Genomic DNA, 24,793 nt, shown 5'->3' with positions numbered 1-24,793 from the left:
TTCACTCCATCCCGGTGATCAAGCGTCTTTTCAGGTACGCTTCAATCAGGCAGCCAACGTTAACGATGAACCCCATGGGGACTTTGGCTGAGCAATTTATTCGATTGTCTTTTATCACAGTATCGATCCGAGCCGAAACATCCAGAACTTGCATGTTCGATCACGATCTCGGTTCATCATTCCGGGACCTGCATAGCAAGCCATACACCCGCTGCGCAAGCTGCCCCGAAATGGGCAAATAGCGCCTGACCCACCATTCCGCATCCACCCGGTCCAGTAGCCCCGGCGTTTTCTCGACCGCGTCGAGAACCTGCGGTAAGTATTGAGCCGGAAAACACCAGAGCAAAGCCTTCCTGGCTTCAAGGGATGCATTTTCACCGTACCCCAGAATACTCACGGCGAGAGCGGGATCCCAGCGCCACAAACAATCTGCTGCCGCATCCCTGAAACGTTTGTGCTCAAGACAAGCCTTCAAGGCAGGCGCAGCGTGAAAGCCGAAGCGCTCAAGAACTGGCAAGGCATAGGGATCCAATTGCTCGGAATAGCAAGCAAGCAGGGATTTCAGCAAGAGCGGTCTGACGCCGGGCGGCAAGGATTCCGGATATCGCCCAAGGTAACGCAGTGCATCCTGATCCAGACCTTTCAAAATATCTGCTGGCTCCAGCTGCTCGAGCAGCCAGAAGCGGATCGGCGAAAGGCGGTGCTCCAGATGCGGAAAGTTGTATTTGTCGTCGGCATTGCGTACCTGCTCAAGCGCCCGTTCTGCGGCCAGATACGAAGGCCACAGGTGAGCCGCTGCCGCCCCGCCAATTCCCTTTAGCGAATCAAGTAACACCCTTTCCGCCCAGCGTTTGCCAGCAACGCCATTCCACCAGGAGGCTTGTGCAGCTAACGCACCTTGGGCAGCCTTTTCAAGAAAAGGGATGACGAAGAACACAGACGCATTCTCGACAGGCGCATCCCGTTCCTTGCTCCACTGGCGCAACACCGGCAACAACTCGACCAGAGAGCTTGAGAGATGCTCTGCCCTCGCGTCCGGCTGGATATCGGCAAACCAGTCAGGCAGCTCCGGCAGTTCCTCCGCCCATCCGGGAAACAACCAGGAATCCTCAACCGACAGCCTCGCCTCAGGCAACAAACTCCACGACCAACATGCGCCCAACCAGGCCAAGCGCTCATCGGTTGACGTCACCGATCTGGACCACGGCTCCGAGAAAATGCCTTCCTCAAGAAATCCAGGCCGCGAAGCCACGCGATTTACGACCAAGTGAAGCAATGAGGGTATTTCTTCCCCCCGGACAATTCGCTTGCCAATCGCAATAAACAATGTCTCAGACACGGCAAGCGACTCAACGGAATCAGCCGACACCTCAGCCAGGCACCTGGCCACCTCGACCAATCCTGGCATGGGCAATACGCTCATCGCCGCGTCGATCAACACTCGCCGCCCGGGATCAAAACAATGCATTGCCAATGTCGCAAGCGGCGCCATCGCGATATCTCGCTGCAGGCGGTCCCGCACCAGCAATTCGGCAAAACTACGATGACGGAAATCAAATGAGCCTCGCCGGCCTTCGCGCAGCAATCCGCTACGCAACAAGGCGTCCGGATTTCCGGCTTCGAGCCTGCTCGCCACGCGCTCGGCGGCTTTCTCGCGCTCCGCCAGCGTCTTCCCGGAGACGATTTCGCCCAAGTCAGCCTCGGAAATCGAAGCCAATCCGCTTGTTGACAAGCCACACCAGGACGCCAATGGCAGTTCGCCCTGCCAGGGTTGATCCACACTGAGCCAACGCGCATCCGCCAACTGACCTATCTGATACTGAAGTCCGGGTTTGCTCGCGAAAAACAACTGCACCAGAAGATTGCCGGCATCCGGCGCGCCTGGATTCGGCAAGCGTTTCTCCGAATCGAAATGCACTAGGCGACAGAGTTGGAGAACATCAGAGACGGTGCGAAACCAGACGGACAAGGGATCGAAATCTTTCAGCCAGTCACGCACGGCCTGTGTAGTGAAATAGGTATCGACCTGCTGACGATTCAAGCGCTCTTCGACCCACAGCAGAACCCGCTCGCGCCAGTCCGGCAGCGCAACAAACGTCCAGCGCTTGATTCCCTCCCGCCCTGTCAGATCGAACACCCTTCCCGACGGCCCATGAGCTGTTCTGCTTTCCCAACTCAGAAACTCGGCCGAACTGCTCGCTTCCCGCTTGGCCAGCATGAATGGGGCAATAACCAGAATTCCGGCGTCTGGCGGCCGCCCCGCCAAAGCCGCCAAGTCCTCCCTTCCGCCATCGTGGTCGACAAAGACAATCAGCGGTTTCAGGCTGCGTAAGCGTACTTCCGCCTCACGCAGCGTTTCGATACCAAGAACTTCGTGACGACCGGCAACGGCTAGCTTGCGAAACAGCAACTGACGCTGCAACTCATCCTCGACATGCAGCCAGTTCATACCAGTCGGCGGACGCCAGTCATGCGTTGTCGGCTTACCCAGCCACTCTTCCAGACTTTGCCCACCTACAGAATCGCGCGCTCCCTGTTCCGGGTCGAGTTCTTCTTTGGCAATCACTGGCAACTCTTCGCGCTTCAGATCGAGCGGCGGAAACTCCGGAAAATCTTCGAACGAGAAAGCGGTTTTCTCCACTCGCCCATGCAAACCGAGATCTTCCAGCGATATCTCCAGAAACTCCGCCAGACATCTGGCTTTTTCCGGGTTATTGGCCCACCAGGTGAGCTTGCCCTTGTCGAGCTCGCCAATCTTGGCACCCAGCGAGCGTCCAGTCAGCCCCCATTGCACATTGGGAAAGCTGTTGATGATGCTTCTCGCCAAGCCATCGTAGGAGCCGAACTCCTCGTATCTCCTGGCCGAATTTATCGGGCGTTCCATAAATGACTCCGTATCGCTGACCGGAAAACTATACCCGGAACCCACGGGCAATTGCATCTTTAATGCATTGATGCATGAACATTGCAACAAAATTGCAGCAAGATTTCTCCCATGAAAAACTCCGCCTCATCGAATGCAGAACGCATTCGACCTTGCAGGCGGCAAGCCTCACCACCTGACAAGACATCGAACCGAGGCACTCTTCAGGAGAAACACCATGAGCAACAGCAACCCGAACTGGCCGGCCAAGACCAACGACGGCAACAAGTCTGGCCGCGGCCGCGACAACAACCCGCCCGCCACCCCAGCCGCGCCCAAGAAGTAATCGCGTTTCCGGCACCCGCTCCACCGCGGGTGCCGTTTTCATCCGATCACGAAAGGAATGCTCATGTACCGCGCAATTTTCACCGCCCTGCTTTCATTCGCCATCCTGAACCAGGCGGCATGCAATGCCACCGGGCCGAAGTACCGCAACGTCCGCTCCTATAGCGAGGGACTCGTCGCCGTTCAGGCCAGCAACGGGCGCTGGGGCTATGTCAACGAAGCACAGCGCTGGGTGATCCTGCCGCGTTTCGAGGACGCCAAGGAATTCCAGGGCGGCCGTGCCGCCGTCCGCCAGAACGGCAAGTGGGGCTTCATCAACAAACGGGGAGAATGGCTGTGATTCAACGAGACCAAAATCGCGCCGCCAGCGCCTCCGACGAACTCGTCATCAACTGGCACCTCACCGAAGCCTGCAACTACGGATGCCGCTATTGCTACTCGAAATGGCATGCCGCAACCCGGGACAGGGAATTGATCCACAACCGTGACGCCAGCCGCGCCATGCTCGAAGCAATCTACCGTGATTTCGCGCCGGACAACGTCGATATGCAAGCCCGTCTCGGCATGTCCTGGAAAAAGCTCAGGCTCAGCCTGGCCGGCGGCGAGCCGCTGCTCTACGAACGCGAACTCGTGCATCTGGCAAGGCAGGCCCGGGAGATCGGTTTCGAGCTTTCGCTGATCACCAACGGCAGCCGCCTGACCCGCCCGTTGATGGCAGAACTGGCGCCCTTGCTTTCGGTACTCGGCATCAGCATCGACTCCGCTTCGGCGCCGACCAATCGCGAAATCGGGCGCATCGACCGGCATTCGCGCCTGCTCTCACTAGATACGCTGCGGGCAGTGATCGCCGATGGACGCAGCCTCAACCCGACACTCCGCATCAAGATCAATACCGTGGTCAATGCCCTGAACTTCACTGAAGACCTGCGCCCGGCGATCACGCAAATGGCACCGGACAAATGGAAGGTCTTGCGCATGCTGCCGACCGTGACGAGCGATCTGGCGATTGCCGATCACGAGTTTGCGGAGTTCGTCGACCGCCATCGCTCCCTGGCCGCAATCATGGCCGCCGAGGACAACACCGACATGGTCGAGTCCTACATCATGATCGACCCGCGCGGCCGCTTCTTCCAGAACTCGCTTTCCGGTCAGGGTTACCGCTACAGCAATCCCATTACCGAAGTTGGCGCCCAGGCAGCCTTCCGCCAGGTGCAATGGCACGCCGACAAGTTCCTGGCGCGCTACACACTTGAACGCCAGGAGGTGAGCCAATGAAGTACTGCTCCAACAAGGAAATCGATCGTCTCGTCAGGAATCAGATCAAGGAAGGCTGGCACTTCCGCTGGGGCGGCAAACACGGCCGCCTGCGCTCGCCTGACGGCAAAACCACCTTGTCCGTCCCCTGCACCCCCAGTGACCAGAGGGCTTTCTTCAATTTCTTGTGCGACGTCAGGCGAGCCGTCAAAAACAGTAACGCAACCAGCACGGCATAAGGAGCAGCGAAAAGGCCGAAAGAACAAGAGCCACGGGGCATTTCGCCCTGCCATTCCGCCGCTTTCGCGGTTAACATACTGTGAAATTCCTTGCCACAATCGCCATGAACGTCCTGATCGTCGATGACAATGCCTCAATGCGCAGCCTGCTGACCACCCTGCTCGCCAGCCAGGGGCATCAGGTCGTCGGGCAACTCGAGGACGGCAACGGGGTGATCGAGGCGATCCGCCGCACGCAGCCGGTGGTCGTCTGCCTCGACTACCTGCTGCCGGGCCGCGACGGCCTCGACATCCTGGCCGAGATCAACACCGACTATCCGGAGATCGACGTCGTCTTCATGACCGCCTGCGAGGACGAGGCGATCGAACAGCGGGCGGCCGATCACGGCGCCGCCGGCTTCCTGCGCAAGCCCTTCGGGCAGAAACAGGTACTCGACGAACTGCAGCAGATTGCCGCCGCGCGGCAGGCGGCGCAAGCCGGCAGCGACCCGGCGCCGGCTGCAGCGGCAACGGCAGCGCCAGGCGCTCCGGCACCGGCGCCGCGCCGGGAAAACGGTGGCCGGCCGACCGCCGTCATCGTCGACGACAACGGCTCGATCCGCCTGCTGCTCAAGGGCGTCGTCACCGAACTCGGCCTCAACGTCGTCGCCCAGGCGGCGAACGGCGAGGAGGCGATCCGCGCCGCCCTGCAACACCAGCCGCAGGTGCTCTTCCTCGACGTCAACATGCCGGTCCTCTCCGGCCTGGAAGCCTTGCCGAAAATCCGCGCCGCCAGTCCGGAAACGGCCGTCGTCATGGTCACCGGCGACACTTCGCGCAAGCTGGTCGAACAGGTGGCCGCGCTCGGCGCGCGCGGCTACGTGGTGAAGCCGATCCGCCCGGCCTATGTCGAGAATTTCCTGAAGAGGTTGTTCACCCCATGATCGCGCGCCAGGAAGGAAGGTCCGCATGACCCTGATGATCGATTTTCCCTTCCCCGGCACCGAAGCCTGGGTGGAACACTTCAAGGAAGTCGAGCTGCCGATCCTGCGCCTGACCTCGACCCGCCTGGCCGAACTGCGCGACAGCGCCGATGTCATCAACACCCGCGAGCTGGCCAACATCATTGCCCACGACCCGCTGATGACGCTGCGCATCTTCCGCTTCATGAAGGAAAACCGCTCGCGCAGCCAGAACGCCGAGATCACGACGATCGAACGCTCGCTGATGATGATCGGCACCCAGCGCTTCTACGATAGCTGCCAGGACCTGCCGATCATCGAACATCAGCTCAAGGGCTACCCGAAGGCGATGCTCGGCCTGCTCAAGGTCATCGCCCGCTCGCGCCAGGCGTCGATCTGGGCCCGCGACTGGGCGCTGCTGCGCCAGAACACCCGCTTCGAGGAAATCTCGCTGGCGGCGCTGCTCCACGACTTCGTCGAAATCCTCATGCACTGCTTCGCCCCCAACCTGGCGACGACGGTGCGCGAACGTCTGGCGGCGCATCCCGGGCTGCGCACGCGGGCGGTCCAGGAAGAGGTCTTCGGCGCCCCGCCGCAGGAAATCATGCGCGAACTGATCGGTCTCTGGGGGCTGCCGGAACTGCTGCTGTCGCTACTCGACCCGGCCGACGCCGACATCGCCAACGTGCGCAACGTCAATCTCGCCGTCGACCTCGCCCGCCACACCGCGACCGGCTGGCAGAACCCGGCCCTGCAGGACGACCTGCTGGAGATCAGCGAACTGGTGCACCTCGACCGCGGCAACCTGCTCGAACGCCTCGGCGCCCCGGAAGAGATGGTTCTTGCCGCGCGCGCGGCGGAAGGCGGCTGAAGCAGGCCGCTCAGCGCATCTCGTCGACCAGTTGCAGCAAGCGCCCTGCGGCTTCGTCGAGGCTGCGCTGCAGACGGGGATCGGCGACCGGCGGCTGACGCAGGAAACCGAGGCGCGTTGCGCCGTTCTCGGTATAGACAGCAAGCCGCCAGGGCAGGAAAAGCCCGCCGTGCAAGTCGTCGGCGAGCATTTCCTCGGCCTGCCGCCAGCCAATGATGTCGTAGATCGCGTAGTCCTCGTCGAAGCCGTTGTCGCGGCGCGCCAGCGCCGCACCGACATCGTGCACGGCGAGCACGGTCAGCCCCAGGCGCTGCACCGCCGGCTCCAGTTCGAAGAGGATTTCCTGAAATGACTTGCTGCTTTCGACGACGTGATACACGGCCCGCTTCCCGACAAAAACCGGTCCGCACTGTAGCCGATTGCGCCGGCCGCGCCAATCAGCCGGCGAACTCGGCAGCCAGTCGCTCGTAACCGCCGTCGACGCTATAGACGCGGGTGAAGCGGAAGTCGCAGAACATCTGCGCGTAAACCTGGCTGGCATTGCCGTGGTAGCAGTAGATGATCAGCGTCCCGTCCCGGGGTAAACGCCCGAGCCACGCGGCCACCCGCTCCATCTGCAGGTGCATCGCGCAATCCAGGTGGCCCTGGCGATAACTGGCCAGATCGCGCACGTCGAAAACGGTCGCGGCGGCCTCGCTGCGGATCATTGCCGCCGCCGCGGTGGGTGAAATGCATTGGTAGGTCACGGGATCACGGGTGCGCATGCTGACAACTGGCAGTTGGAATCCCCAAGGCCAAGCAAGAGCGACGCCAGCGCGGGCAAACCGCTGTTGGCGGTTACTGCGCCGCCGTCGGGGCAGCCGTCTGTCGCATCGCCGACAAACTCGCGGCAAAGACGACAACGGCACCAGCGACTCAGGCGAAGCTGCCGAGGCGGCGGGAGATGCCGCTGAGAACCGCATGAAAATCGCCTTGCCCGGACTGCGCATCGAGCAAGGTATCGAGTCCGTCGCGAACGGTGGCGATGAGCACGCTTTCCTGTTGTTCGGTCAAGCCGAGATGGACGAACAGCTTCTCCAGGCTTTCTTCCATGGCGTGGATCGCCAGGCGGCTGCCGGTCAGCGACGATTGCTGGCGCTTGTCCAGTTGATCGAGCAAGCCGCGGATCTCGTCGAGCGTTCCGGCGATCAGACTCTGCCCGGCCTGCCGCCCCGTTTCGTTGTGCAAGGCCTGCAGCCGCGCTTCGGCGGCCTCGGCAAGCAAGGCGACGTTGTCGCGGATACGCCCCGCCCTTTCGTCATCGCCAGGCGGCAGGTTGGTCAACAGGACCGAGATTTGCGGAAAGTTCGACGACCATCCGGCGATGGAAATTGACGATCCGCCCCATCTCCGCCAGATGCCTGAAAGTCGCCTCGGCCAGGGGATGATCGGCCGGCAGGATGCGCGCCACCTGGCCCGTCGGCCGGACCTGGACCGCCCCTTCGAGGCCGTACTTGGCCAGCGCGTCGAGAACAACGTCGGCCAGTCGCTCCGCCGTCGCACTCTCGTTGAACCCCTGCATCGCGTGCAGCAACACGCCCATGTCGCCCATGCTGCTCATCGCCGAAAAAGCGACGTTGTTCGCCGTCCCGACGCGCTCCTCCAATTCGCAACGCTCGCGCAGCAAGTCGACCAGCTCGCCGTTGCGCTGCTGCAACTCTGCGGTGCGCAGGGCGACCTGCTGTGCCAGTTCGTCGCTGTGCGCCTGCAGGCGCAATTCCGCTTGCTTGCGTGCGGTGATGTTCTGCAGCGTCTCGATGGCGCCGAGCAGTCGCCCGTCCGGGGCGTACAGGGGGGCGGCGGTGAAGTACAGCCAGCAGCCGCCATCGCCCAGCGCGGGAAAGAAGCCTTCCGCCTCGTAAGCCCCGATGACGATCTGCGAAGCCTGGCAGTGCCCGGCTTCGTAGCAGGCCATCGCCTGCTCGATCTCGCCGGCGACGATGTAATCGGCAAGGATCGGCCGCGGCGCCGGATAGAAACCCCGCCAGTGATCGCTGCTGCCGATCATGCTGGCCGCCGGCAAACCGGTGACCAGCTCGCAGGCCCGGTTCCAGTGAGTGACACGGTGTTCGGTATCGATGACGAAGGTCGCCACCGGCGTTCCCTGAACCAGGGTCTCGATGCCGATCAGATCGGATGTTGCCTTGCGGGCGTTCGTTGCGTCACACATGAGTCAAGGTAATTATCAAAAACGACGTCATTGTAAAACAACACAACAAAACATCAATTTTGTTTTTTGTGGCATTTTCAATTCGATCGCCTCCCCTCGCCCGGCGGCGCTTGTGGCAAACTCCGGGGATGCACGCACTCCCCCACCTTTCCACCCTCGACTGGCTGTCGCTGGCGGTGTTCTTCATCTGCTGGGGAGGCTACGCCTGGTTTTCCGAGCACAGCGCCGGCGGCGCCGGCGGCCTGATCCGCACCAGCCAGCGCTACCGCCTCGACTGGGCCTACCGCATGCTGGAGCGCGACGTCCGCGTCACCGATTCGACGCTGATCGGCAACCTGATGACCAGCGTCTCCTTCTACGCCAACACCACCATCTACATCATCGCCGGCCTCGTCGCCGCGCTCGGCGCCGCCGACCAACTGCTCGGCTTCGCCGCCGACCTGCCGTTCGCCGGACCGGGCAACCGCGAGCTGCTGGAAATCAAGCTGATGCTGGTGCTCGCCAGTTTCGTCTTCGCCTACTTCAAGTTCACCTGGTCGCTGCGCCAGTTCAACATCCTCTCCATCCTGGTCGGCGCCGCCCCCACCGGCAGCGCCGGCGACCCCGCGATCGACCGTTACGCGCGGCGGGTGGCCGGCACCAACACGCTGGCCGGCGACGACTTCAACCGCGGCATCCGCGGCTATTACTTCGGCCTCGCCGCCGCCGGCTGGCTGCTCCATCCGCTGATCCTCGGCGGCCTGGCGCTCGCCGTCTGCGGCATCCTCTACCGCCGCGACTATCGTTCGGCGGCGCTCGCCGTCCTGCGCGACGACGCCTGACGATGGCCGGCAAGACGCCCCTGGCCGGCATCGGCTTCGGCCTGCTCGCCTATGGCATCTGGGGCTTCTTCCCGCTCTATTTCCATCAACTGAACCATGTCGCGCCGGCCGACATCCTGGTCAACCGGGCGCTCTGGGCCTGCGTCTTCGTCGGCTTGCTGCTGGCGGCGACGCGCCAGTGGGCGAAGGTCCGGCAGATCGTCGGCCGCCCCCGGCAACTGGCGATGCTGGCGCTGGCGGCGCTACTGGTCGGCAGCAACTGGCTGGTCTTCCTGTGGGCGGTTGGGCAGCACCGGGTGGTCGAATCCAGCCTCGGCTATTTTCTGACGCCGCTGGTCAACGTGGTGCTCGGGCTGGTTTTCCTGAAGGAGCGGCTCAATCGCCTGGAATGGCTGGCGATCGGCCTCGCCAGCGCCGGCCTCGCCAACGAGATCGCCGCGCTCGGCGGTCTGCCCTGGGTGTCGCTCTTCCTGGCCGGCAGCTTCGGCACCTACGGCCTGGTGCGCAAGCAGATTCCAGTCGACGCGCTGTCCGGCCTTTTCCTCGAAACCCTGCTCATGCTGCCGCTGTGCCTGGCCTACGCCGGCTGGCAATGGCAGGCCGGGCACGCGGTGTTCATCGTCGAACCGTGGACCACCGGCGCCCTGCTCGGCGGCGCCGGCATCCTCACCGCGGCGCCGCTGATCGCCTTCGCCGCGGCAACGCAACGCCTCGACCTGGCGACCGTCGGCATGCTGATGTACATCAACCCGACGATGCAGTTCCTGACTGCGGTTTATGTCTTCGGTGAGGCGCTGCGGCCGGAAAAGCTGATTACCTTCGGGCTGATCTGGCTCGGCTTGCTGGTGTTCAGCGCCAGCGCCTGGCGCAAGTACCGCTGACGCCTCAGCGGCGGCGCAAGGCCATGTGGGCGGCGATCATTTGCGGAATCTCCCGCTCCAGCCCGCTGTTCTTGCGGCAACCCAGGGTCAGGTGCAGCAGGCCGCTGGTGAAGGCCCAGGTATCGCGGGCTGCCGCGTCGGGATCGAGCCTGTCGCGCAGGTAACCCTTTTCCGCCGCCAGGCGGTACATGCGCTGGATCTTTTCGAGGAATTCCAGCGCCGGCCGACCGACTTCCTCCTGGACGCTGGCGAATTCCTCGACGTATTCGCAGCGCGAAATCATGATCTCGAAGGTCTCGCGGAAATCCGGACAGGTCTCGAGAACGCGGAAGAACTCCTTGATCGATCCCTCGATCGCATCGAGCGGATTGACCAAGGAAGGATCGTAGAGCACCGCATCGGTACAGCCGAGCATCGGCGCGAAGACCTCGTCGCGCATCGCAAAGAAAACCTCGGCCTTGTCCTGGAAATGCCAGTAGATGGCACCGCGCGTGACCCCCGCCGCCTTGGCGATCTTGTCCAGCGACGAACGGCCGACACCGCATTCGTGGAAAACCTTGCGCGCCGCGGTGACGATATCCTTGCGCGTCTGCTCGGCTTCTTCCTTGGTTTTTCTGACCATCTCGTTCTCCCTGTTGCCAATTGGCAGCAACCACAAATTGCAACAAAAAAATGCTTTGCTGTAACTTGCCGAAGCATTTTACATACATCCTTGTTTGTATATAATAGCCCAAAACTTCCCCGCCGGAGAACCCCAACCATGCATACCAACAAACCCACCCTGATCGCCGCCCTCATCGGCGGCCTGCTGCTCGCCGCCTGTTCGGACAAGACTGCGCCGGCCGCGCCGGCGATGGGACCGATGCCGGTCACCGTGCTCGACATGCAGCCGCAGACCGTGCCGAGTTCGATCGAAGTCATGGCGCAGACCGAAGGTGCCCGCGAAACCGAAGTGCGCGCCCGGGTCGGCGGCATTCTGGTCAAGCGGCTCTATCAGGAAGGCGATGTGGTCAAGTCCGGCCAGCCACTGTTCCAGATCGACCGTGCGCCTTACGAGATCGCGCTGGCCGAGGCGAAAGCCCGTGCCGAACAGACGGCGCGCGAAAAACAGCGGCTGAAGGGCCTGGCCGACGCCAAGGCGATCAGCCAGAAGGATTACGACGATGCCGCTTCCGCCGACGCGATGGCGCAGGCGGCGCTGCGCCAGGCCGAACTGAACCTGTCGTGGACCACGGTGACTGCGCCGGTCGCCGGCACCACCGGCCGCGCCGTGCGTTCCGAAGGCAATCTGGTGAGCACCGGCAGCGACAGCCTGCTGACCTCGATCTACCAGACCAACCCGATGTGGGTCAGCTTCTCGCTCGGCGAGAGCGACCTCGCCAAGCTGCCCGGCGGCCGCGTCACCGAGAACCTGGTGAGCGGCGTCGAACTGGTGATGGCCAATGGCCAGGTCTATGAACAGAAGGGCAAGCTCAACTTCGTCGCTTCGAACATCGACACCACGCTCGGCACCCAGGCGTTGCGCGCCGAGTTCACCAATCCCGACGGCCAGTTGCTGCCCGGCCAGTTCGTCCGCATCCGCCTGCTTACCGGCCAGCGCGACGGCGTCTTCCTGGTGCCGCAATCGGCGGTGCTGCAGACCGAACAGGGGACGCTGGTGATGACCGCCGACGGCGAGAGCAAGGTGGCGCCGCGCCCGGTCAAGACCGGCGAATGGCACGGCAAGGACTGGGTCATCCTGGGCGGCCTGCAGGCCGGCGACAAGGTCATCGTCGACAACCTGATGAAGCTGCGGCCGGGCGTTCCGGTCGCCCCGCATCCGCCCGCTGCGCCCGGCGCCGCTGGTGCCCCTGGCGGCAAGCCGGCCGGCGCACCGCCGGCCGAAAAAGCTGCGGCACAGAAGTAAGGGGCGACCATGTCCAAGTTCTTCATCAATCGACCGATCTTCGCTTCGGTCATCTCGATCATCATCGTCATCGCCGGCCTGGTCGCCGCGCAGGTGCTGCCGATTGCGCAGTACCCGCAGATCGCGCCGCCAACGGTGATGATCAACGCCACCTATCCCGGCGCTTCCGCCGAAACCCTGGCGCGCACCGTCGCCGCGCCGATCGAGGAGCAGTTGAACGGGGTCGAGCACCTCGCCTACTTCACCTCGTCGGCGTCGGCCAACGGCAGCGTCAGCATCACCGCCACCTTCGACGTCGGCACCGATGTCAACGACGCCGCGGTCAGCGTCAACAACCGGGTCAAGGCGGCCGAGCCGCGCCTGCCGGAAGAAGTCCGGCGCAACGGCGTGATCGTCCAGAAGCGCTCGAACGACATCCTGCAGGTGATCGCCCTCGATTCCGAGTCGGGCAAATACAACACGCTGTTCCTGTCCAACTATGCCAGTCTGAACATCGTCGATGAACTGAAGCGCGTCCCCGGGGTCGGCGACGTCACCATCTTCGGCGCCCAGGACTATTCGATGCGCGTCTGGATCAAACCCGACCGCATGGCGCAACTGGGCCTGACCACCGCCGACCTGTCGAACGCGATCAAGGCGCAGAATGCCCAGAACGCGGCCGGCAAGATCGGTCAGGAACCGGCACCGAGCGACCAGCAACTGGTCTTTACGGTGACCGCCAAGGGCCGCCTGCTGACGCCGGAAGAGTTCGGCAACATCGTCATCCGCGCCAGCGGCCCGGGCGGCGTGCTGCGCCTCAAGGACGTCGCGCGCATCGAACTCGGCGCCTACAGCTACGACCAGCAGGTGACGCTGGACGGCAAGCCGACCATCGCCATGGGCGTCTTCCTGCAGACCGGCGCCAACGCGCTCGACGTCGCCAAGCGCGTCACCGAGAAGATGGACGCGCTGCAGAAGAAGTTCCCCGAGGGTATGAACTACATCATTCCGTTCGACACCACGCGTTTCGTCTCGGCGTCGATCAGCGAAGTGGTCAAGACCCTGATCGAAGCCGCGCTGCTGGTCATCGCCGTGGTGTACATCTTCCTGCAGAGCTGGCGAGCGACGCTGATCCCGATGGTCGCCGTGCCGATCTCCTTGATCGGCACCTTCGCCGGCCTCTGGCTGTTCGGTTTCTCGATCAACACGCTGACCTTGTTCGCGATGGTGCTGGCGATCGGTATCGTCGTCGATGACGCGATCGTCGTCCTGGAAAACGTCGAGCGCCTGATGGCCGAGGAAAAGCTGCCGCCCCGCCAGGCGGCGATCAAGGCCATGCACGAGGTGTCGAGCGCGCTGGTGGCGATCGTCCTGGTGCTGTGCGCAGTGTTCATCCCGGTCGCCTTCCTCGGCGGCATCGCCGGCCAGTTGTACAAGCAGTTCGCCGTCACCGTCGCCGTCGCCGTCGTCCTTTCCGGCGTCGTCGCGCTGACCCTGACGCCGGCCCTGTGCGCCATCCTGCTCAAGGCGCAGCACACCGAGAGCAAGCTGTTCGCGCCGTTCAACCGCCTGTTCGAGCGCCTCACCAACAACTACACCCGTACCGTCAGCTTCACGCTCAAGCACGGCATCGTCGGTGCGCTCGTCTTCGTCGCCGTGATCGCCGTCACCGGCTTCTTCTTCCGCATCATCCCGGGCAGCTTCGTGCCGGCCGAAGACCAGGGCTACCTGATCTCGGCGCTGATGCTGCCGGATGCGGCGACGCTCAAGCGGACCCAGGAAACCGGCGAACGCATGCGCTCGATGATCGCCAAGGACGAAGCGGTCAAGCACACCTTCGTCGTTTCCGGCTTCGACCTGATCGGTGGCGGCAACAAGCCGAACGCCGGCACCATGTTCATCCCGCTCAAGGACTGGTCGGAACGGGAAGGCAAGGCACAGGACCTGGCCGGCAAGTTCATGGGCATCGGCATGATGCAGCCGGACGGCATGGGCCTCGTCTTCAACCCGCCACCAATCATGGGTCTCGGCACCGCCGGCGGCTTCGAGGTCTATGTCCAGAACCGCGTGGACGGCGACGCCAAGAAGCTGCACGAGGTGGTCCAGAGCTTCATGGGCGAGTTGCAGAAGCACCCGGAATTCACCCGCGTCTCGACCTTCTTCCGGCCGACCGTACCGCAGTTGTTCGTCGAGGTCGACGAGCCGAAGGCGCTGGCGCTGGGCATTCCGCTGGCCGATGTCTATTCGACGCTGCAGAGCACGATGGGCGCGCTCTACGTCAATGACTTCAACAAGGCCGGTCGCGTCTATCGCGTGCAGTTGCAGGCCGAGGCCAACTACCGGATGAAGCCGGACGACATCGGCAAGGTCTACGTGAAGAGCACGAGCAGCGGCAAGATGATCCCGCTGTCGGCGATCAGCACCGTGAAGAGCGTGGTCGGTCCGGAACAGGTCGAACGCTTCAACGGTTTCGTTGCCGCCAAGATCATGGGCGATTCGAAGCCGGGCGTCAGCTCCGGCGACGCCATCCGCATCGTCGAGGAAGTGGCCGAGGCGACGCTGCCCGACGGCTATGCGATTTCCTGGACCGGCCAGGCCTTCCAGGAAAAACAGACCTCCGGTTCGTCGCTGCAGGCCTTCGGCTTCGCCATCATCATGGTCTTCCTGATCCTCGCCGCCCAGTACGAGAAGTGGTCGCTGCCGGTAGCCGTCGTCATGGCCGTGCCCTTCGCGCTGATGGGCGCGCTGACCGCGATCTGGCTGCGCGGCATGCCGAACGACATCTACTTCCAGATCGGTCTGGTCGTGCTGATCGGCCTGGCGTCGAAGAACGCCATCCTGATCGTCGAGTTCGCCGCCCAGAAATACGCCGAAGGCATGACTGCCGCCGAAGCGGCGGTCGAAGCCGCCCGCCTGCGTCTGCGGCCGATCATCATGACTTCGCTTGCCTTCGTGCTCGGCGTCTTCCCGCTCGTCAAGGCGACCGGCGCCGGCGCCGCCGCCCGCCAATCGATGGGCACCGGCGTCTTCGGCGGCATGATCGCGGCGACCTTCATCGCCACCATATTCATCCCGCTCTTCTTCAAGTGGCTGGAGCGCGGCAAACAGATCAATCCGACGCATATCGACGTCGCCGAGGAGAAGGCATGATGCTCCGCCCCGTATTCCGACTGACCCCGCTGGCGCTCGCCGTGCTGCTCTCCGGTTGCGCCGTCGGCCCCGACTACCTGCGCCCGGCCAACTGGCTGCCGGCCGCCTTCAGGGAAGCGCCGACCGCCGTTGCCGAAGCCCCCGCCGCCAATCCCGCCGTCAATGATCGCTGGTGGACGCTGTTCAACGACGCCACGCTGAGCGGCCTGATCGACCAGGCACTGCAGGGCAACGCCGACCTGCGCAGCGCCGTCGCCCGCGTCGAACAGGCCGACGCCGCCGCCCGCGAAGCCGGTGCCTCACTGTTCCCGAACCTTGATGGCCAGGGCGCCGGCAGCAACACCAAACTGAGCGAGAAGACCGCCACCTGGACGACCAACTCGCCCGACATCCTGCGCGCGCGCAGCGCCGGGCTCAGCCTCTCCTACGAACTCGACCTCTGGGGCCGCGTCCGGCGCAGCAACGAAGCGGCGCGCGCCAACCTGCTGGCCAGCCGCTACGGCCGCGACGCGATCCGTCTCTCGGTCGCCGGGCTGGTCGCCGGCAACTACCTCAACCTGCGCGCCCTCGACGCGCAACTGGCGATCACCGCCGAGTCGCTGCAAAGCCGCGAGGAAAGCGCCAAACTGGTGAAGACCCGGGTCGCCGCCGGCCTCGTCTCGCCGCTCGACCAGTACCAGGCCGACGGCGCCGTCGCCACGCTGCAGGCGCAACTGGCCGAACTGCGCCGGGCGCGGGCACTGGCCGAAAACCAGTTGGCGCTGCTTACCGGCAAGCCGGACCTGCAGATCGCCGCCGGCGACCTCAAGCAACTGCCGCTGCCGCCGCAACCGCCGGCCGGTCTGCCGGCCGACCTGATCGAGGCGCGCCCGGACGTCCAGCAGGCCGAGCAGCAACTGGTCGCCGCCAACGCCAACATCGGCGTCGCCAAGGCCGGCTACTATCCGAAATTCACGCTGACCGGCGCCCTCGGCAGCGAGAGCAAGACCCTCTCCGACCTCTTCTCCAGCGGTGCCAGCACCTGGACCGGCGGCCTTTCGCTGCTCATGCCGATCTTCGATTTCGGCAAGACGACGGCGCGCGTCAACCAGGCCAAGGCGCTCAACGAGCAATCGCTGATCGCCTGGCAGAAGACGCTGGAAACCGCCTACAAGGAAGTCCGCGACGCGCTGGTCAACCTGCGCGAGAACGGCGCCGCCGAAACCGCCCAGCAGCAACGCGTCGATAACGCGCAGAAGGCGCACGAGCTGGCCAAGCTACGCTACGACGCCGGCTATTCGGGCTTCCTGGAAGTGCTCGACGCCCAGCGTAGCGCCAACGACGCGCAACTGGCGGCAATCGCCACCCGCCAGGCCCGCCTCAACGCGGCGGTGGAGTTGTTCAAGGCGCTCGGCGGCGGCTGGAAACCGGTCGCCGGCTGATTCAGCTTGGAGAACGGACGGCGGCAACGCCGTCCGCATGGCGCCGGCGCATCGCCAGCGCCTCGTTGCCGACCAGCGCCGCCAGCACCAGTGCACCACCGGCCAGCACGCTGGCCGACGGCGTCTCGCCGGCCCACAGCCAGGCCCAGGCAACGCCGAAAATCACTTCGAGCAGGGCCAGCAAGGCCACTTCCGGCGCTGGCAGAACGCGCGCCAGGTTCACCACGAGCAGGCAGGGAATCGCCAGTTGAACGACGCCAAGCAAGGCCAGCAGGCCGAGGTCGTGCGCCGTCGCCTGCCAGGGCCAGGCCAGCGGCAAGGTACATAAGGCCGACAGCAAGGCGCCGATCAGCACTGCCAGCAACATATCCGGACTACCCTCCGTGGCCCGGCCGATCTTCTGCAGCAGCGTCCAGTTGACCGCCGCCGCCACCGGCACCGCGCAGGCAACCAGCGCCCCGAACAAGCTGCCATCGCCGGCGCCACCGCCGAACATCCAGGCGATGCCGAGGGCGGCGACGACGATCGCTGCCCAGGTCCGCGCCGGCAGGCGCTGCTTCAGGAAGATGCGGGCGAACAGCGCGGTGACCATCGGCCCGATCGCCATCGTCACCAGCACCATTGCCACCGTGGTCAGCGTGATCGCCAGCATGAAGGCGGTGAACATCACCGCCCAGCACACCCCGGACACCCAGACCACGCGCGGCGCCTGGCGCAGCGCCGACCAGACGGCAGCGCCGCGCAGCCAGCGCAGTGCGGCGAGCAGCGCCAGCGCGTTGAAGGCGCTGCGCCAGAAATTGACTTCGAAGCCGGCCGCCGCCTCCAGGTGGCGCGCGACGACGCCGGCGATGCTCCACAGGAGCGTCACCAGCACCATCAGCCAGACTGCGCGGCGATGCGTCATCGATTCAACGACGACGCCGCGCTTCGAACAGGCAGACGCCGGCGGCGACCGAAACGTTGAGACTGTCGACGCTGCCGTGCATCGGGATGCTGACCAGCTGGTCGCAGTTTTCCCGGGTCAGGCGGCGCATGCCCTCGCCTTCGGCGCCCATCACCCAGGCCGTGGCCTGCGGCCACTCGGCGGCGTAAAGGTCCTGCGCGGCTTCGCCAGCGGTACCGACCACCCAGATTTCGCGTTCCTTGAGTTCGCGCAGCGTCCGCGCCAGGTTGGTGACCATCACGTAGGGCACGCTCTCGGCGGCGCCGCAGGCGGTCTTGACTGCGACGTCGTTGAGGCCGGCGGAACGGTCCTTCGGCGCGATCACCGCATGGACGCCGGCGGCGTCGGCGACGCGCAGGCAGGCACCGAGGTTGCGCGGATCGGTGACGCCATCGAGGACGAGCAGGAAAGCCGGCTCCTCCAGCGTATCGAGCACGTCGTCGAGGTGGGCCGCCTTGCGCTCGCCGTCGAGGCGGGCGACCACCCCCTGGTGCCGGCCACCGCCGGCCAGATCGTCGAGCCGCTTGCTGTCGGCGAGAATGACGCGGACCCCCTGCAGTTCGGCGTGACGCAGCAGATCGCGGGCGCGCGCGTCCTGGCGATCGCCGTCGATCAGGATTTCACGCAGGGATTCGGGGTCCTGGCGTAGCTTGGCGGTGATGGCATGAAAGCCGTAGATCAGGCGGGAAGACATGGGCAGCTCGGACAGGCAGGGAGGCGCATTCTACCTCGCTGACGGTATCGCATTCTAGCTACCCGCGCCCGGAATGCCGTGACGCGCCAGCCAGCGAACCAGCAGCCTGTCGTGCATTTCGACATGATGCCTGACCCAGCGGGTCAGCAAGCCGTCCAGTTCGCGGATGCGTTCCACCGTATGGACGATGTCGAGACGCGCAACGAGTTCCTGGACCTTCTGCGCGATTGCCGCATGATCCTCGATATGTGCCGCGTAGTGCTCGGCATCGCCGACCTGCATATGCGCGTCGCGCATCAGCAGTTCCTCGCTGGAAAAATGCTCGAGCATGCAGGCGAACAGGTCGCCGAGCAGCGCGATCAACCGTCCCTCGCAGTTCAGTTGCTGCCCGGCCGTGCAGGCGGAGCAATCCGGCAGGCCGTCCGGATCCCGGCAAATCACCCGCAATCCGCCGGTCAAGGTCAGCAACTGGCGGTGTTCGGCGTCGATCCGGTCGTTCCCGGTTTCCAACCCTGCCGGCAACTCCTGCCCAGCCGCTTCGACACTGACCCGCACGGCGAGCACGCCTGCTTTCTCCGTCATTCTCATCTCTTGCGATTACCCTTCCAGCATCGATTGTATGCCAGAAGGCCAGGCGCGTGCGCCTGCGCCTCAGCTCCGGCGCCGGACATTGCGCTTCGCCTTGTTCGTTCCGGCGGCAGCCTGAACCTCGCGTACCAGCACGAAATCGATCTTGTTCGACTCGAGATCGGCGCGCACCAGCTTGACGCGGACCCGGTCGCCGAGCCGGAAACGCTCGCCGGTACGCTCGCCGAGCATCTGGTGCTTGATGTTGTCGAACTGGAAATAGTCCTGGCCCAGTTCCGAGACGTGCACCAGACCTTCGACATAAACCTGGTCGAGGGCGACGAAAATGCCGAAGGCGGTAACCGCCGAGATGGTGCCGTCGAAGACCTCGCCGATGCGTTCCTTCATGAAGAAGGTCTTCAGCCAGTGTTCGACATCGCGCGTCGCCTCGTCGGCACGCCGCTCGGTCGCCGAGCACTGCAGGCCGATCTCGTCCCAGGCCTGCCCGGGCACGTACTTCTCGCCGGCGAGCACGGCCTTGATCGCGCGATGCACCAGCAGGTCCGGGTAACGCCGGATGGGCGAAGTGAAGTGCGTGTAATGTTCGTAGGCCAACCCGAAATGGCCGACATTGTCGGGGCTGTACATCGCCTGCTTCAGCGAGCGCAACATCACCGTCTGCAAGAGCTGGAAATCGGGCCGCGGCTTGACCTTTTCCAGCAGGACGGCGTAATCCTTGGCCCGGGGTTCGTCGCCACCGCCCAGCGCCATGCCGAATTCACCGAGGAAACTACGCAGATTCTTCAGCTTTTCCTCGGACGGCGACTCGTGAATGCGGTAAAGACAGGTCTGCTTGTGCTGGGCCAGGAAATCGGAGGCGCAGACATTGGCGGCGAGCATGCATTCCTCGATGATGCGATGCGCATCGTTGCGCACGACCGGCACGATGTTCTCGATCTTGCCCTGATCGTTGAACAGCATCATCGTCTCGGTGGTCTCGAAATCGATCGCGCCGCGCTGGCCGCGCGCCTTGTGCAGCGCCTGGTAGAGCTTGTAGAGGTTCTGCACCTGCGGCAGGACGTTGCGCTGCGCCTCGGTTTCCGGCGTTTTCTCGCCGCTCAGCCAGGACCAGACCTGGTTGTAGGTAAGCCGCGCGTGCGAACGGAAGACCGCCGGGTAAAAGCGGTATTTGCCGATCTTGCCGGCGGCGCTGATCGCCACGTCGCAGACCATGGCCAAGCGCTCGACATCCGGATTCAGCGAGCAGATGCCGTTGGACAGCTTTTCCGGCAGCATCGGGATGACGCGGCGCGGAAAATAGACGGAGTTGCCTCGCGTCAGCGCTTCGCGGTCGAGCGCCATGCCCGGCTGCACGTAGTGCGAGACGTCGGCGATGGCGACGACCAGCCGCCAGCCGCGCCCCTGCTTCTCGCAGTAGACGGCGTCGTCGAAGTCGCGCGCGGTCTCGCCATCGATCGTCACCAGCGGCAGTTCACGCAAGTCCTCGCGCCCCTTGAGGTCGGTCTTGCGCACCTTGTCGGGCATTTTCTTGTTTTCTTCGAGCGCCGCCTTCGGAAATTCGAAGGGCAGGTCGTGCTTGCGCAGCGCAATCTCGATTTCCATTCCCGGATCGGCGTAATTACCCAGCACATCGACGATGCGCCCGATCGGCTGCGAATGCTTGCTCGGCTGCTCGATGATCTCGACCATCACCACCTGCCCGGATTGCGCCTTGAGCTTGCTCTTCTTTTCCGGCGGCACCAGGATGTCCTGGGCGATGCGCTTGTTTTCCGGAACGACGAAGACGACGCCGTGCTCGACGAAGACGCGGCCGACGACACGACTGTTGGCGCGTTCGGTGACCTCGACGATGCTGCCTTCCGGCCGCCCCTTGCGATCGAGCCCGGTGACCCGGACCAGCGCGCGGTCGCCGTGCAGCACCTTGCCCATCTGACGCTGGTCGAGGAAGATGTCGGCGCTGCCGTCGTCGGGAATCAGGAAACCGTAACCGTCCTGGTGACCCTGGATCCGCCCGGCGGTCAGCGAGGCGCGTTCGGGCAGGATGTAATCCCCCTTGCGGTTGCGCATCAACTGCGCCTCGCGCTCCATCGCGCCGAGGCGGCGCTGGAACATCTCGCGTTCGGTGTTGGCGATATCGAGCAGTCCGCACAGATCATCGAACGACAACGGCCGACCTTCATCGGCCAGCACTTGCGCGACGTATTCGCGCGACGGCAGGGGAAATTCGTAGCGCTGTGCCTCGCGCTCGAAGAAGGGGTCGGCACGGCGAATCTTGCTGATCTTTTTTCTTGACATCGGTTTTCTCTTCCCTATAATGGCGGCTCTTCGCACCTGTGCCCAGGTGGCGGAATTGGTAGACGCACTAGTTTCAGGTACTAGCGGGTAACTCCGTGGGGGTTCGAGTCCCTTCCTGGGCACCAGCGATTTTGTTGAAAGGTCTTGCTTCGGCAAGGCCTTTTTTCATTTCAGGACGGCGTCTTCTCATGGCGCGGATTGTCTCACAGGCAGGCGCCGCAGGCGCTTAACAATTACTAACATCTGGTTGCAGCAGGGTCGGCAACAGCTCGCTATCCTGACCACATATACCCACCCTGCGAGGTCAATCATGAACGCATTCGCCAGCACCCTGCTCGCCGCCACCCTGGCGCTCGGCGCCGTCGGCCAGGCCAACGCCCGACCGGATCATTACCGCTATTACGACGACTACCGGCCGCGCCACGTGCAACGGCATTACCACTACGCCCCGCCGCCGCCCCGAGTCAGACATCGTCATTACGACTGGATCGCGCCAGCCGCCGTCGTCACCCTGGGTGCGATTGCCATCGGCGCCGCCATCAACAGCGCCGCGCCGCCGGCCCCGCCGCCCGCCTACATTGTCTCCCCACCGCCCCCGGGCGACTGGTATTACTGCCGCTCGTCCGGCCAGTACTACCCATACACCAACGCTTGCCCCGAGGGCTGGGTTTCGGTTCCAGCCCGCTGAACGACAACGGGGCCAAGCGGCCCCGTTGCTGCGTCAGCGCGCGACTGCCTTAGTTGAACGGGTGATCGCGCAGGATGGTTTCGTCGCGCTCGGGACCGGTCAACACGATGGCGATCGGCACTTCGCACAATGCTTCCAGACGATTCAGGTAGGCTTGGGCATTGACCGGCAGGTCATCCCAGCGCTTGACGCGGAACGTCGTTCCTTCCCAGCCGGGCAGGGTTTCGTAGATCGGTTCGCACAGAGCGACATCGTCGGCACCGATCGGCAGCAGGTCGACCACCTTGTCGCCCAGCTTGTAGCCGGTACAGATCTTGAGTTCCTCCAGTCCGTCGAGCACGTCAAGCTTGGTGATGCACAGACCGGTGAGCCCGTTGATACGCGCCGAACGGCGCAGCAGCGCGGCGTCGAACCAGCCGCAGCGGCGCTTGCGCCCGGTCACCGTGCCGAATTCCTTGCCCACCGAGAACATCTGGTGGCCCGGCGTGCCTTCGGTATCGATATCCAGCTCGCTCGGGAAGGGACCGCCGCCGACGCGCGTGCAGTAGGCCTTGGTGATGCCCAGCACGTAGTGCAGCATGCCCGGACCGACGCCGGCACCGGCCGCCGCCTGACCGGCGACGCAGTTCGACGAGGTGACGAAGGGATAGGTGCCGTGATCGATGTCGAGCAGGGTACCCTGGGCACCTTCGAACAGCATGTTCTGGCCGGCCTTGTTGGCGTCGTAGAGCGCCGCCGAGACATCGACGACCATCGGCCGGATGATCTCGGCGTCGGCCATGGCCTGGTCGTAGACGGTCTGGAAGTCGACCGGCTCGGCCTTGAAATACTGGGTCAGCACGAAGTTGTGATAATCCAGCACTTCCTTCAGCTTCTCGGCGAATCGCTCCGGGTGGAACAGGTCATAGACGCGCAGGCCGCGACGGGAGACCTTGTCCTCGTAGGTCGGGCCGATGCCCTTGCCGGTGGTGCCGATCTTCTTGTCCGCACACTTGGCGCCTTCGCGCGCCTTGTCGATGGCCGAGTGGTAAGGCAGGATCAGCGGGCAGCCCGGGCTGATCTTGAGCCGCGAGCGGACATCGATGCCGCCCTTCTCCAGCTCGGCGATCTCGGAGATCAGGTGATGGATGTCAAGGACGACACCGTTGCCGATGTAGCAATCGACACCGGCACGGACGATGCCCGAGGGCACCAGGTTGAGCTTGTAGACGTTGTCGCCGACGACCAGCGTGTGGCCCGCGTTGTGACCGCCCTGGAAACGCACCACGCCCTGGGCGTGGTCGGTCAGCCAGTCGACGATCTTCCCCTTCCCTTCGTCGCCCCACTGGGTACCGACGACGATGACATTCTTGGCCATTTTCTAATCCTCTTGTATAGCTTCGATAATCCAGTGTCCGCCGACCTGCACCAGCTTGCGGTCGCAGCGCGGCCCTTCGCAGGCGCTCTCGCCCGGCAACAGTTCGACGACGATCTCGCCGCGCTCGCGTAGCGCGGCAATATGCCCGGCCAGCGCCCGGTCACTACCGGCATAGGGCGCCAGGACGCCGCCCGTCGGCTTGGCCGGTGGCAGCAGTCGCGCCAGTTCACGCAGATCGAGCGAGAAGCCGGTGGCCGGACGGGCCCGACCGAAGGCTTTGCCGACGCCGTCGTAACGCCCGCCGCGGGCGATTGCCACCGGGTAGCCCGGGCAATAGGCAGCAAAGACGATGCCGTTGTGATAGTGGTAACCGTGCAGGTCGCCGAGATCGATCGAGAACGGCAGTTCCGGCGCGCTCTCGATCAGGTGACGCAACTGATCCAGCGCCGCGCGCAAAGCCGGCAGCGAGGCCGGCAACACTGCGCGCGCTCGATCGAGCACTTCGCCGCCGCCGTACAGCGTCGGCAAGGCCAGCAGGGCTTCGCGGTAGGGCGTCGGCAAATGCGCCGTCGCCACTGCCAGGCCGGGAACATCCTTGTCGCGCAGCAGGCCGAGCAATTCGACCTCGGCGTCGGCCGGCAGCGCGGCCGCTTCGACCAGCGCCCGGAAAATTCCGACGTGGCCGAGATCAACGCGCGCCAACGGCAGGCGCGCCCGCTCGAAGGCCGTCGCCATCAGGCGGACGATTTCGAGATCGGCCTCGACGCCGGCGTAGCCATAGACCTCGGCCCCCAGCTGGAACTGCTCGCGACCGGCCGAAATGTTCGCCGGCAGGGTGTGCAGCACGCTACCGCAGTAGCACAAGCGGGTGACGCCCTGGTGATTGAGCAGATGTGCATCGATGCGCGCCGCCTGCGGCGTCATGTCGGCACGGACACCGAGGGTACGACCGGAAAGCTGATCGACCAGCTTGAAGGTACGCAGGTTGAGATCCTGGCCGGCACCGGTGAGCAGCGATTCGAGATATTCGAGCAGCGGCGGCATCACGTACTCGAAGCCACGGCCACGGCAATGGTCGAGCAGCGAGCGACGCAGGGTTTCGATGCGCGCCGCTTCGGACGGTAGCGCATCGGCAATGTATTCGGGGAGCAGCCAGTTCATGAGAAGAGAATCAGGAGGATGAGCCCGACCAGCATCGAGGTCAGGCCGATGAAACGAATCTGACCGTCGGACATCTGGATCAGGCGGCGGAAGGTCTCGCGCCAGGCTGCCGGCGCCACGAAGGGCATGAGGCCCTCGAGCACCAGCATCAGGGCGAAAGCCAGCAACAGGTTGGAAGCCATCGACA

General features: G+C 64.2%; 24 protein-coding genes and 1 tRNA gene. 12 read left to right on the top strand and 13 right to left on the bottom strand.

What is annotated here, in order from left to right; genetic code table 11:
- Nucleotides 1–160: 160 nt before the first annotated feature.
- Nucleotides 161–2,884 (bottom strand): NACHT domain-containing protein, encoded by a 2,724-nt coding sequence (locus AC0KWY_RS20990; protein ID WP_474027435.1) that lies wholly within the window; start codon nt 2,882–2,884, stop codon nt 161–163.
- 388 nt (nt 2,885–3,272) lie between these two features.
- Between AC0KWY_RS20990 and AC0KWY_RS20985 the strand changes: the two genes are divergently transcribed.
- The 5 genes from AC0KWY_RS20985 to AC0KWY_RS20965 all read left to right on the top strand — a co-directional run bounded on the left by AC0KWY_RS20985 (nt 3,273) and on the right by AC0KWY_RS20965 (nt 6,513).
- On the top strand, nt 3,273–3,548 hold the full coding sequence (locus tag AC0KWY_RS20985) for a WG repeat-containing protein (RefSeq protein WP_474027434.1): 276 nt from the start codon (nt 3,273–3,275) through the stop codon (nt 3,546–3,548).
- Nucleotides 3,545–4,483: a viperin family antiviral radical SAM protein gene (locus tag AC0KWY_RS20980; protein ID WP_474027433.1), complete on the top strand. Its 939-nt coding sequence runs from the start codon at nt 3,545–3,547 to the stop codon at nt 4,481–4,483. Before AC0KWY_RS20985 ends, AC0KWY_RS20980 begins: the two co-directional genes overlap by 4 nt.
- Nucleotides 4,480–4,701, top strand: coding sequence for a hypothetical protein (locus AC0KWY_RS20975; protein ID WP_474027431.1), 222 nt, complete (start codon nt 4,480–4,482; stop codon nt 4,699–4,701). The genes AC0KWY_RS20980 and AC0KWY_RS20975 overlap by 4 nt, the downstream gene beginning before the upstream one ends.
- 104 nt (nt 4,702–4,805) lie before the next feature.
- On the top strand, nt 4,806–5,624 hold the full coding sequence (locus AC0KWY_RS20970) for a response regulator (protein WP_474027430.1): 819 nt from the start codon (nt 4,806–4,808) through the stop codon (nt 5,622–5,624).
- A 25-nt stretch (nt 5,625–5,649) separates the two neighbouring features.
- The gene (locus tag AC0KWY_RS20965; RefSeq protein WP_474027429.1) at nt 5,650–6,513 is read left to right on the top strand and encodes an HDOD domain-containing protein; all 864 of its coding nucleotides are present in this window, start codon (nt 5,650–5,652) and stop codon (nt 6,511–6,513) included.
- Between the two features lie 10 nt (nt 6,514–6,523).
- On the opposite strand, the gene AC0KWY_RS20960 is transcribed toward AC0KWY_RS20965, so the two are convergent.
- The 4 genes from AC0KWY_RS20960 to AC0KWY_RS20945 all read right to left on the bottom strand — a co-directional run bounded on the left by AC0KWY_RS20960 (nt 6,524) and on the right by AC0KWY_RS20945 (nt 8,722).
- A complete protein-coding gene (locus AC0KWY_RS20960; protein WP_474027428.1) occupies nt 6,524–6,892 on the bottom strand; it encodes a DUF302 domain-containing protein in 369 nt (122 codons plus the stop codon).
- A 58-nt stretch (nt 6,893–6,950) separates the two neighbouring features.
- A complete protein-coding gene (locus AC0KWY_RS20955; RefSeq protein ID WP_474027427.1) occupies nt 6,951–7,220 on the bottom strand; it encodes a thiosulfate sulfurtransferase GlpE in 270 nt (89 codons plus the stop codon).
- Between the two features lie 208 nt (nt 7,221–7,428).
- Nucleotides 7,429–7,836 carry a hypothetical protein gene (locus AC0KWY_RS20950; RefSeq protein WP_474027426.1) on the bottom strand — a complete coding sequence of 136 codons (408 nt, stop codon included), beginning with the start codon at nt 7,834–7,836 and terminating at the stop codon, nt 7,429–7,431.
- On the bottom strand, nt 7,811–8,722 hold the full coding sequence (locus AC0KWY_RS20945; protein WP_474027425.1) for a PAS domain-containing protein: 912 nt from the start codon (nt 8,720–8,722) through the stop codon (nt 7,811–7,813). The genes AC0KWY_RS20950 and AC0KWY_RS20945 overlap by 26 nt, the downstream gene beginning before the upstream one ends.
- 128 nt (nt 8,723–8,850) lie before the next feature.
- Between AC0KWY_RS20945 and AC0KWY_RS20940 the strand changes: the two genes are divergently transcribed.
- Both AC0KWY_RS20940 and rarD read left to right on the top strand, forming a co-directional pair.
- Entirely contained in the window at nt 8,851–9,543 is a 693-nt protein-coding gene (locus AC0KWY_RS20940; RefSeq protein WP_474027424.1) for a DUF599 domain-containing protein, read from the top strand.
- 2 nt (nt 9,544–9,545) lie between these two features.
- Entirely contained in the window at nt 9,546–10,424 is an 879-nt protein-coding gene (gene rarD / locus AC0KWY_RS20935; protein ID WP_474027423.1) for an EamA family transporter RarD, read from the top strand.
- Between the two features lie 4 nt (nt 10,425–10,428).
- Here rarD and AC0KWY_RS20930 read toward each other — a convergent pair whose 3' ends face one another.
- Nucleotides 10,429–11,046, bottom strand: a complete 618-nt coding sequence (locus AC0KWY_RS20930; RefSeq protein ID WP_474027422.1) for a TetR family transcriptional regulator — start codon at nt 11,044–11,046, stop codon at nt 10,429–10,431.
- Between the two features lie 138 nt (nt 11,047–11,184).
- Here AC0KWY_RS20930 and AC0KWY_RS20925 point away from each other — a divergent pair, with 138 nt between their 5' ends.
- From AC0KWY_RS20925 to AC0KWY_RS20915, 3 genes are read left to right on the top strand one after another with little or no spacing between them, the layout of a single operon-like run.
- Complete coding sequence (locus AC0KWY_RS20925; RefSeq protein WP_474027421.1) at nt 11,185–12,330, top strand: efflux RND transporter periplasmic adaptor subunit; 1,146 nt, start codon at nt 11,185–11,187, stop codon at nt 12,328–12,330.
- Between the two features lie 9 nt (nt 12,331–12,339).
- Nucleotides 12,340–15,459, top strand: a complete 3,120-nt coding sequence (locus AC0KWY_RS20920) for an efflux RND transporter permease subunit (protein WP_474027420.1) — start codon at nt 12,340–12,342, stop codon at nt 15,457–15,459.
- Entirely contained in the window at nt 15,456–16,880 is a 1,425-nt protein-coding gene (locus AC0KWY_RS20915) for an efflux transporter outer membrane subunit (protein ID WP_474027419.1), read from the top strand. Before AC0KWY_RS20920 ends, AC0KWY_RS20915 begins: the two co-directional genes overlap by 4 nt.
- A gap of 1 nt (nt 16,881) precedes the next feature.
- Here the strand turns inward: AC0KWY_RS20915 and AC0KWY_RS20910 are convergent, their stop codons facing one another.
- The 4 genes from AC0KWY_RS20910 to rnr form a co-directional block, all read right to left on the bottom strand.
- Nucleotides 16,882–17,784 (bottom strand): DMT family transporter, encoded by a 903-nt coding sequence (locus AC0KWY_RS20910; protein WP_474027418.1) that lies wholly within the window; start codon nt 17,782–17,784, stop codon nt 16,882–16,884.
- A 4-nt stretch (nt 17,785–17,788) separates the two neighbouring features.
- Nucleotides 17,789–18,517, bottom strand: a complete 729-nt coding sequence (rlmB, locus tag AC0KWY_RS20905) for a 23S rRNA (guanosine(2251)-2'-O)-methyltransferase RlmB (RefSeq protein WP_474027417.1) — start codon at nt 18,515–18,517, stop codon at nt 17,789–17,791.
- 54 nt (nt 18,518–18,571) lie between these two features.
- Nucleotides 18,572–19,099 carry a bacteriohemerythrin gene (locus AC0KWY_RS20900; RefSeq protein ID WP_474027415.1) on the bottom strand — a complete coding sequence of 176 codons (528 nt, stop codon included), beginning with the start codon at nt 19,097–19,099 and terminating at the stop codon, nt 18,572–18,574.
- A gap of 69 nt (nt 19,100–19,168) precedes the next feature.
- Complete coding sequence (rnr, locus tag AC0KWY_RS20895; RefSeq protein WP_474027414.1) at nt 19,169–21,400, bottom strand: ribonuclease R; 2,232 nt, start codon at nt 21,398–21,400, stop codon at nt 19,169–19,171.
- A gap of 40 nt (nt 21,401–21,440) precedes the next feature.
- Here rnr and AC0KWY_RS20890 point away from each other — a divergent pair.
- Together AC0KWY_RS20890 and AC0KWY_RS20885 are read left to right on the top strand one after the other, a co-directional pair.
- Nucleotides 21,441–21,525, top strand: a tRNA-Leu gene (locus tag AC0KWY_RS20890).
- A 185-nt stretch (nt 21,526–21,710) separates the two neighbouring features.
- The gene (locus tag AC0KWY_RS20885; protein WP_474027413.1) at nt 21,711–22,088 is read left to right on the top strand and encodes a hypothetical protein; all 378 of its coding nucleotides are present in this window, start codon (nt 21,711–21,713) and stop codon (nt 22,086–22,088) included.
- A gap of 49 nt (nt 22,089–22,137) precedes the next feature.
- Here the strand turns inward: AC0KWY_RS20885 and AC0KWY_RS20880 are convergent, their stop codons facing one another.
- From AC0KWY_RS20880 to AC0KWY_RS20870, 3 genes are read right to left on the bottom strand one after another with little or no spacing between them, the layout of a single operon-like run.
- Nucleotides 22,138–23,445 (bottom strand): adenylosuccinate synthase, encoded by a 1,308-nt coding sequence (locus tag AC0KWY_RS20880; RefSeq protein ID WP_474027412.1) that lies wholly within the window; start codon nt 23,443–23,445, stop codon nt 22,138–22,140.
- Between the two features lie 3 nt (nt 23,446–23,448).
- Nucleotides 23,449–24,606, bottom strand: coding sequence for an ATP phosphoribosyltransferase regulatory subunit (locus AC0KWY_RS20875; protein WP_474027411.1), 1,158 nt, complete (start codon nt 24,604–24,606; stop codon nt 23,449–23,451).
- Nucleotides 24,603–24,788 carry a DUF2065 domain-containing protein gene (locus AC0KWY_RS20870; RefSeq protein WP_374328572.1) on the bottom strand — a complete coding sequence of 62 codons (186 nt, stop codon included), beginning with the start codon at nt 24,786–24,788 and terminating at the stop codon, nt 24,603–24,605. Before AC0KWY_RS20870 ends, AC0KWY_RS20875 begins: the two co-directional genes overlap by 4 nt.
- Nucleotides 24,789–24,793: the final 5 nt, after the last annotated feature.

Source organism: Azonexus sp. MM2026_4 (genome assembly GCF_055901855.1).
The sequence above is the reverse complement of the archived record's forward strand: the minus strand, read 5'-3'. Positions and strand labels throughout refer to the sequence as shown.

Excerpts from the sequence above, each read along its gene's own strand:
- AC0KWY_RS20975 (WP_474027431.1), top strand. The coding sequence starts at position 4,480 with ATGAAGTACTGCTCCAACAAGGAAATCGATCGTCTCGTCAGGAATCAG.
- AC0KWY_RS20915 (WP_474027419.1), top strand. The coding sequence starts at position 15,456 with ATGATGCTCCGCCCCGTATTCCGACTGACCCCGCTGGCGCTCGCCGTG.
- AC0KWY_RS20870 (WP_374328572.1), bottom strand. The coding sequence starts at position 24,788 with ATGGCTTCCAACCTGTTGCTGGCTTTCGCCCTGATGCTGGTGCTCGAG.
- AC0KWY_RS20920 (WP_474027420.1), top strand. The coding sequence starts at position 12,340 with ATGTCCAAGTTCTTCATCAATCGACCGATCTTCGCTTCGGTCATCTCG.
- rnr (WP_474027414.1), bottom strand. The coding sequence starts at position 21,400 with ATGTCAAGAAAAAAGATCAGCAAGATTCGCCGTGCCGACCCCTTCTTC.
- AC0KWY_RS20955 (WP_474027427.1), bottom strand. The coding sequence starts at position 7,220 with ATGATCCGCAGCGAGGCCGCCGCGACCGTTTTCGACGTGCGCGATCTG.
- AC0KWY_RS20930 (WP_474027422.1), bottom strand. The coding sequence starts at position 11,046 with ATGGTCAGAAAAACCAAGGAAGAAGCCGAGCAGACGCGCAAGGATATC.
- AC0KWY_RS20925 (WP_474027421.1), top strand. The coding sequence starts at position 11,185 with ATGCATACCAACAAACCCACCCTGATCGCCGCCCTCATCGGCGGCCTG.
- AC0KWY_RS20910 (WP_474027418.1), bottom strand. The coding sequence starts at position 17,784 with ATGACGCATCGCCGCGCAGTCTGGCTGATGGTGCTGGTGACGCTCCTG.
- AC0KWY_RS20940 (WP_474027424.1), top strand. The coding sequence starts at position 8,851 with ATGCACGCACTCCCCCACCTTTCCACCCTCGACTGGCTGTCGCTGGCG.
- rlmB (WP_474027417.1), bottom strand. The coding sequence starts at position 18,517 with ATGTCTTCCCGCCTGATCTACGGCTTTCATGCCATCACCGCCAAGCTA.
- AC0KWY_RS20885 (WP_474027413.1), top strand. The coding sequence starts at position 21,711 with ATGAACGCATTCGCCAGCACCCTGCTCGCCGCCACCCTGGCGCTCGGC.
- AC0KWY_RS20985 (WP_474027434.1), top strand. The coding sequence starts at position 3,273 with ATGTACCGCGCAATTTTCACCGCCCTGCTTTCATTCGCCATCCTGAAC.
- AC0KWY_RS20970 (WP_474027430.1), top strand. The coding sequence starts at position 4,806 with ATGAACGTCCTGATCGTCGATGACAATGCCTCAATGCGCAGCCTGCTG.
- AC0KWY_RS20900 (WP_474027415.1), bottom strand. The coding sequence starts at position 19,099 with ATGACGGAGAAAGCAGGCGTGCTCGCCGTGCGGGTCAGTGTCGAAGCG.
- AC0KWY_RS20990 (WP_474027435.1), bottom strand. The coding sequence starts at position 2,884 with ATGGAACGCCCGATAAATTCGGCCAGGAGATACGAGGAGTTCGGCTCC.
- rarD (WP_474027423.1), top strand. The coding sequence starts at position 9,546 with ATGGCCGGCAAGACGCCCCTGGCCGGCATCGGCTTCGGCCTGCTCGCC.
- AC0KWY_RS20965 (WP_474027429.1), top strand. The coding sequence starts at position 5,650 with ATGACCCTGATGATCGATTTTCCCTTCCCCGGCACCGAAGCCTGGGTG.
- AC0KWY_RS20880 (WP_474027412.1), bottom strand. The coding sequence starts at position 23,445 with ATGGCCAAGAATGTCATCGTCGTCGGTACCCAGTGGGGCGACGAAGGG.
- AC0KWY_RS20945 (WP_474027425.1), bottom strand. The coding sequence starts at position 8,722 with ATGTGTGACGCAACGAACGCCCGCAAGGCAACATCCGATCTGATCGGC.
- AC0KWY_RS20875 (WP_474027411.1), bottom strand. The coding sequence starts at position 24,606 with ATGAACTGGCTGCTCCCCGAATACATTGCCGATGCGCTACCGTCCGAA.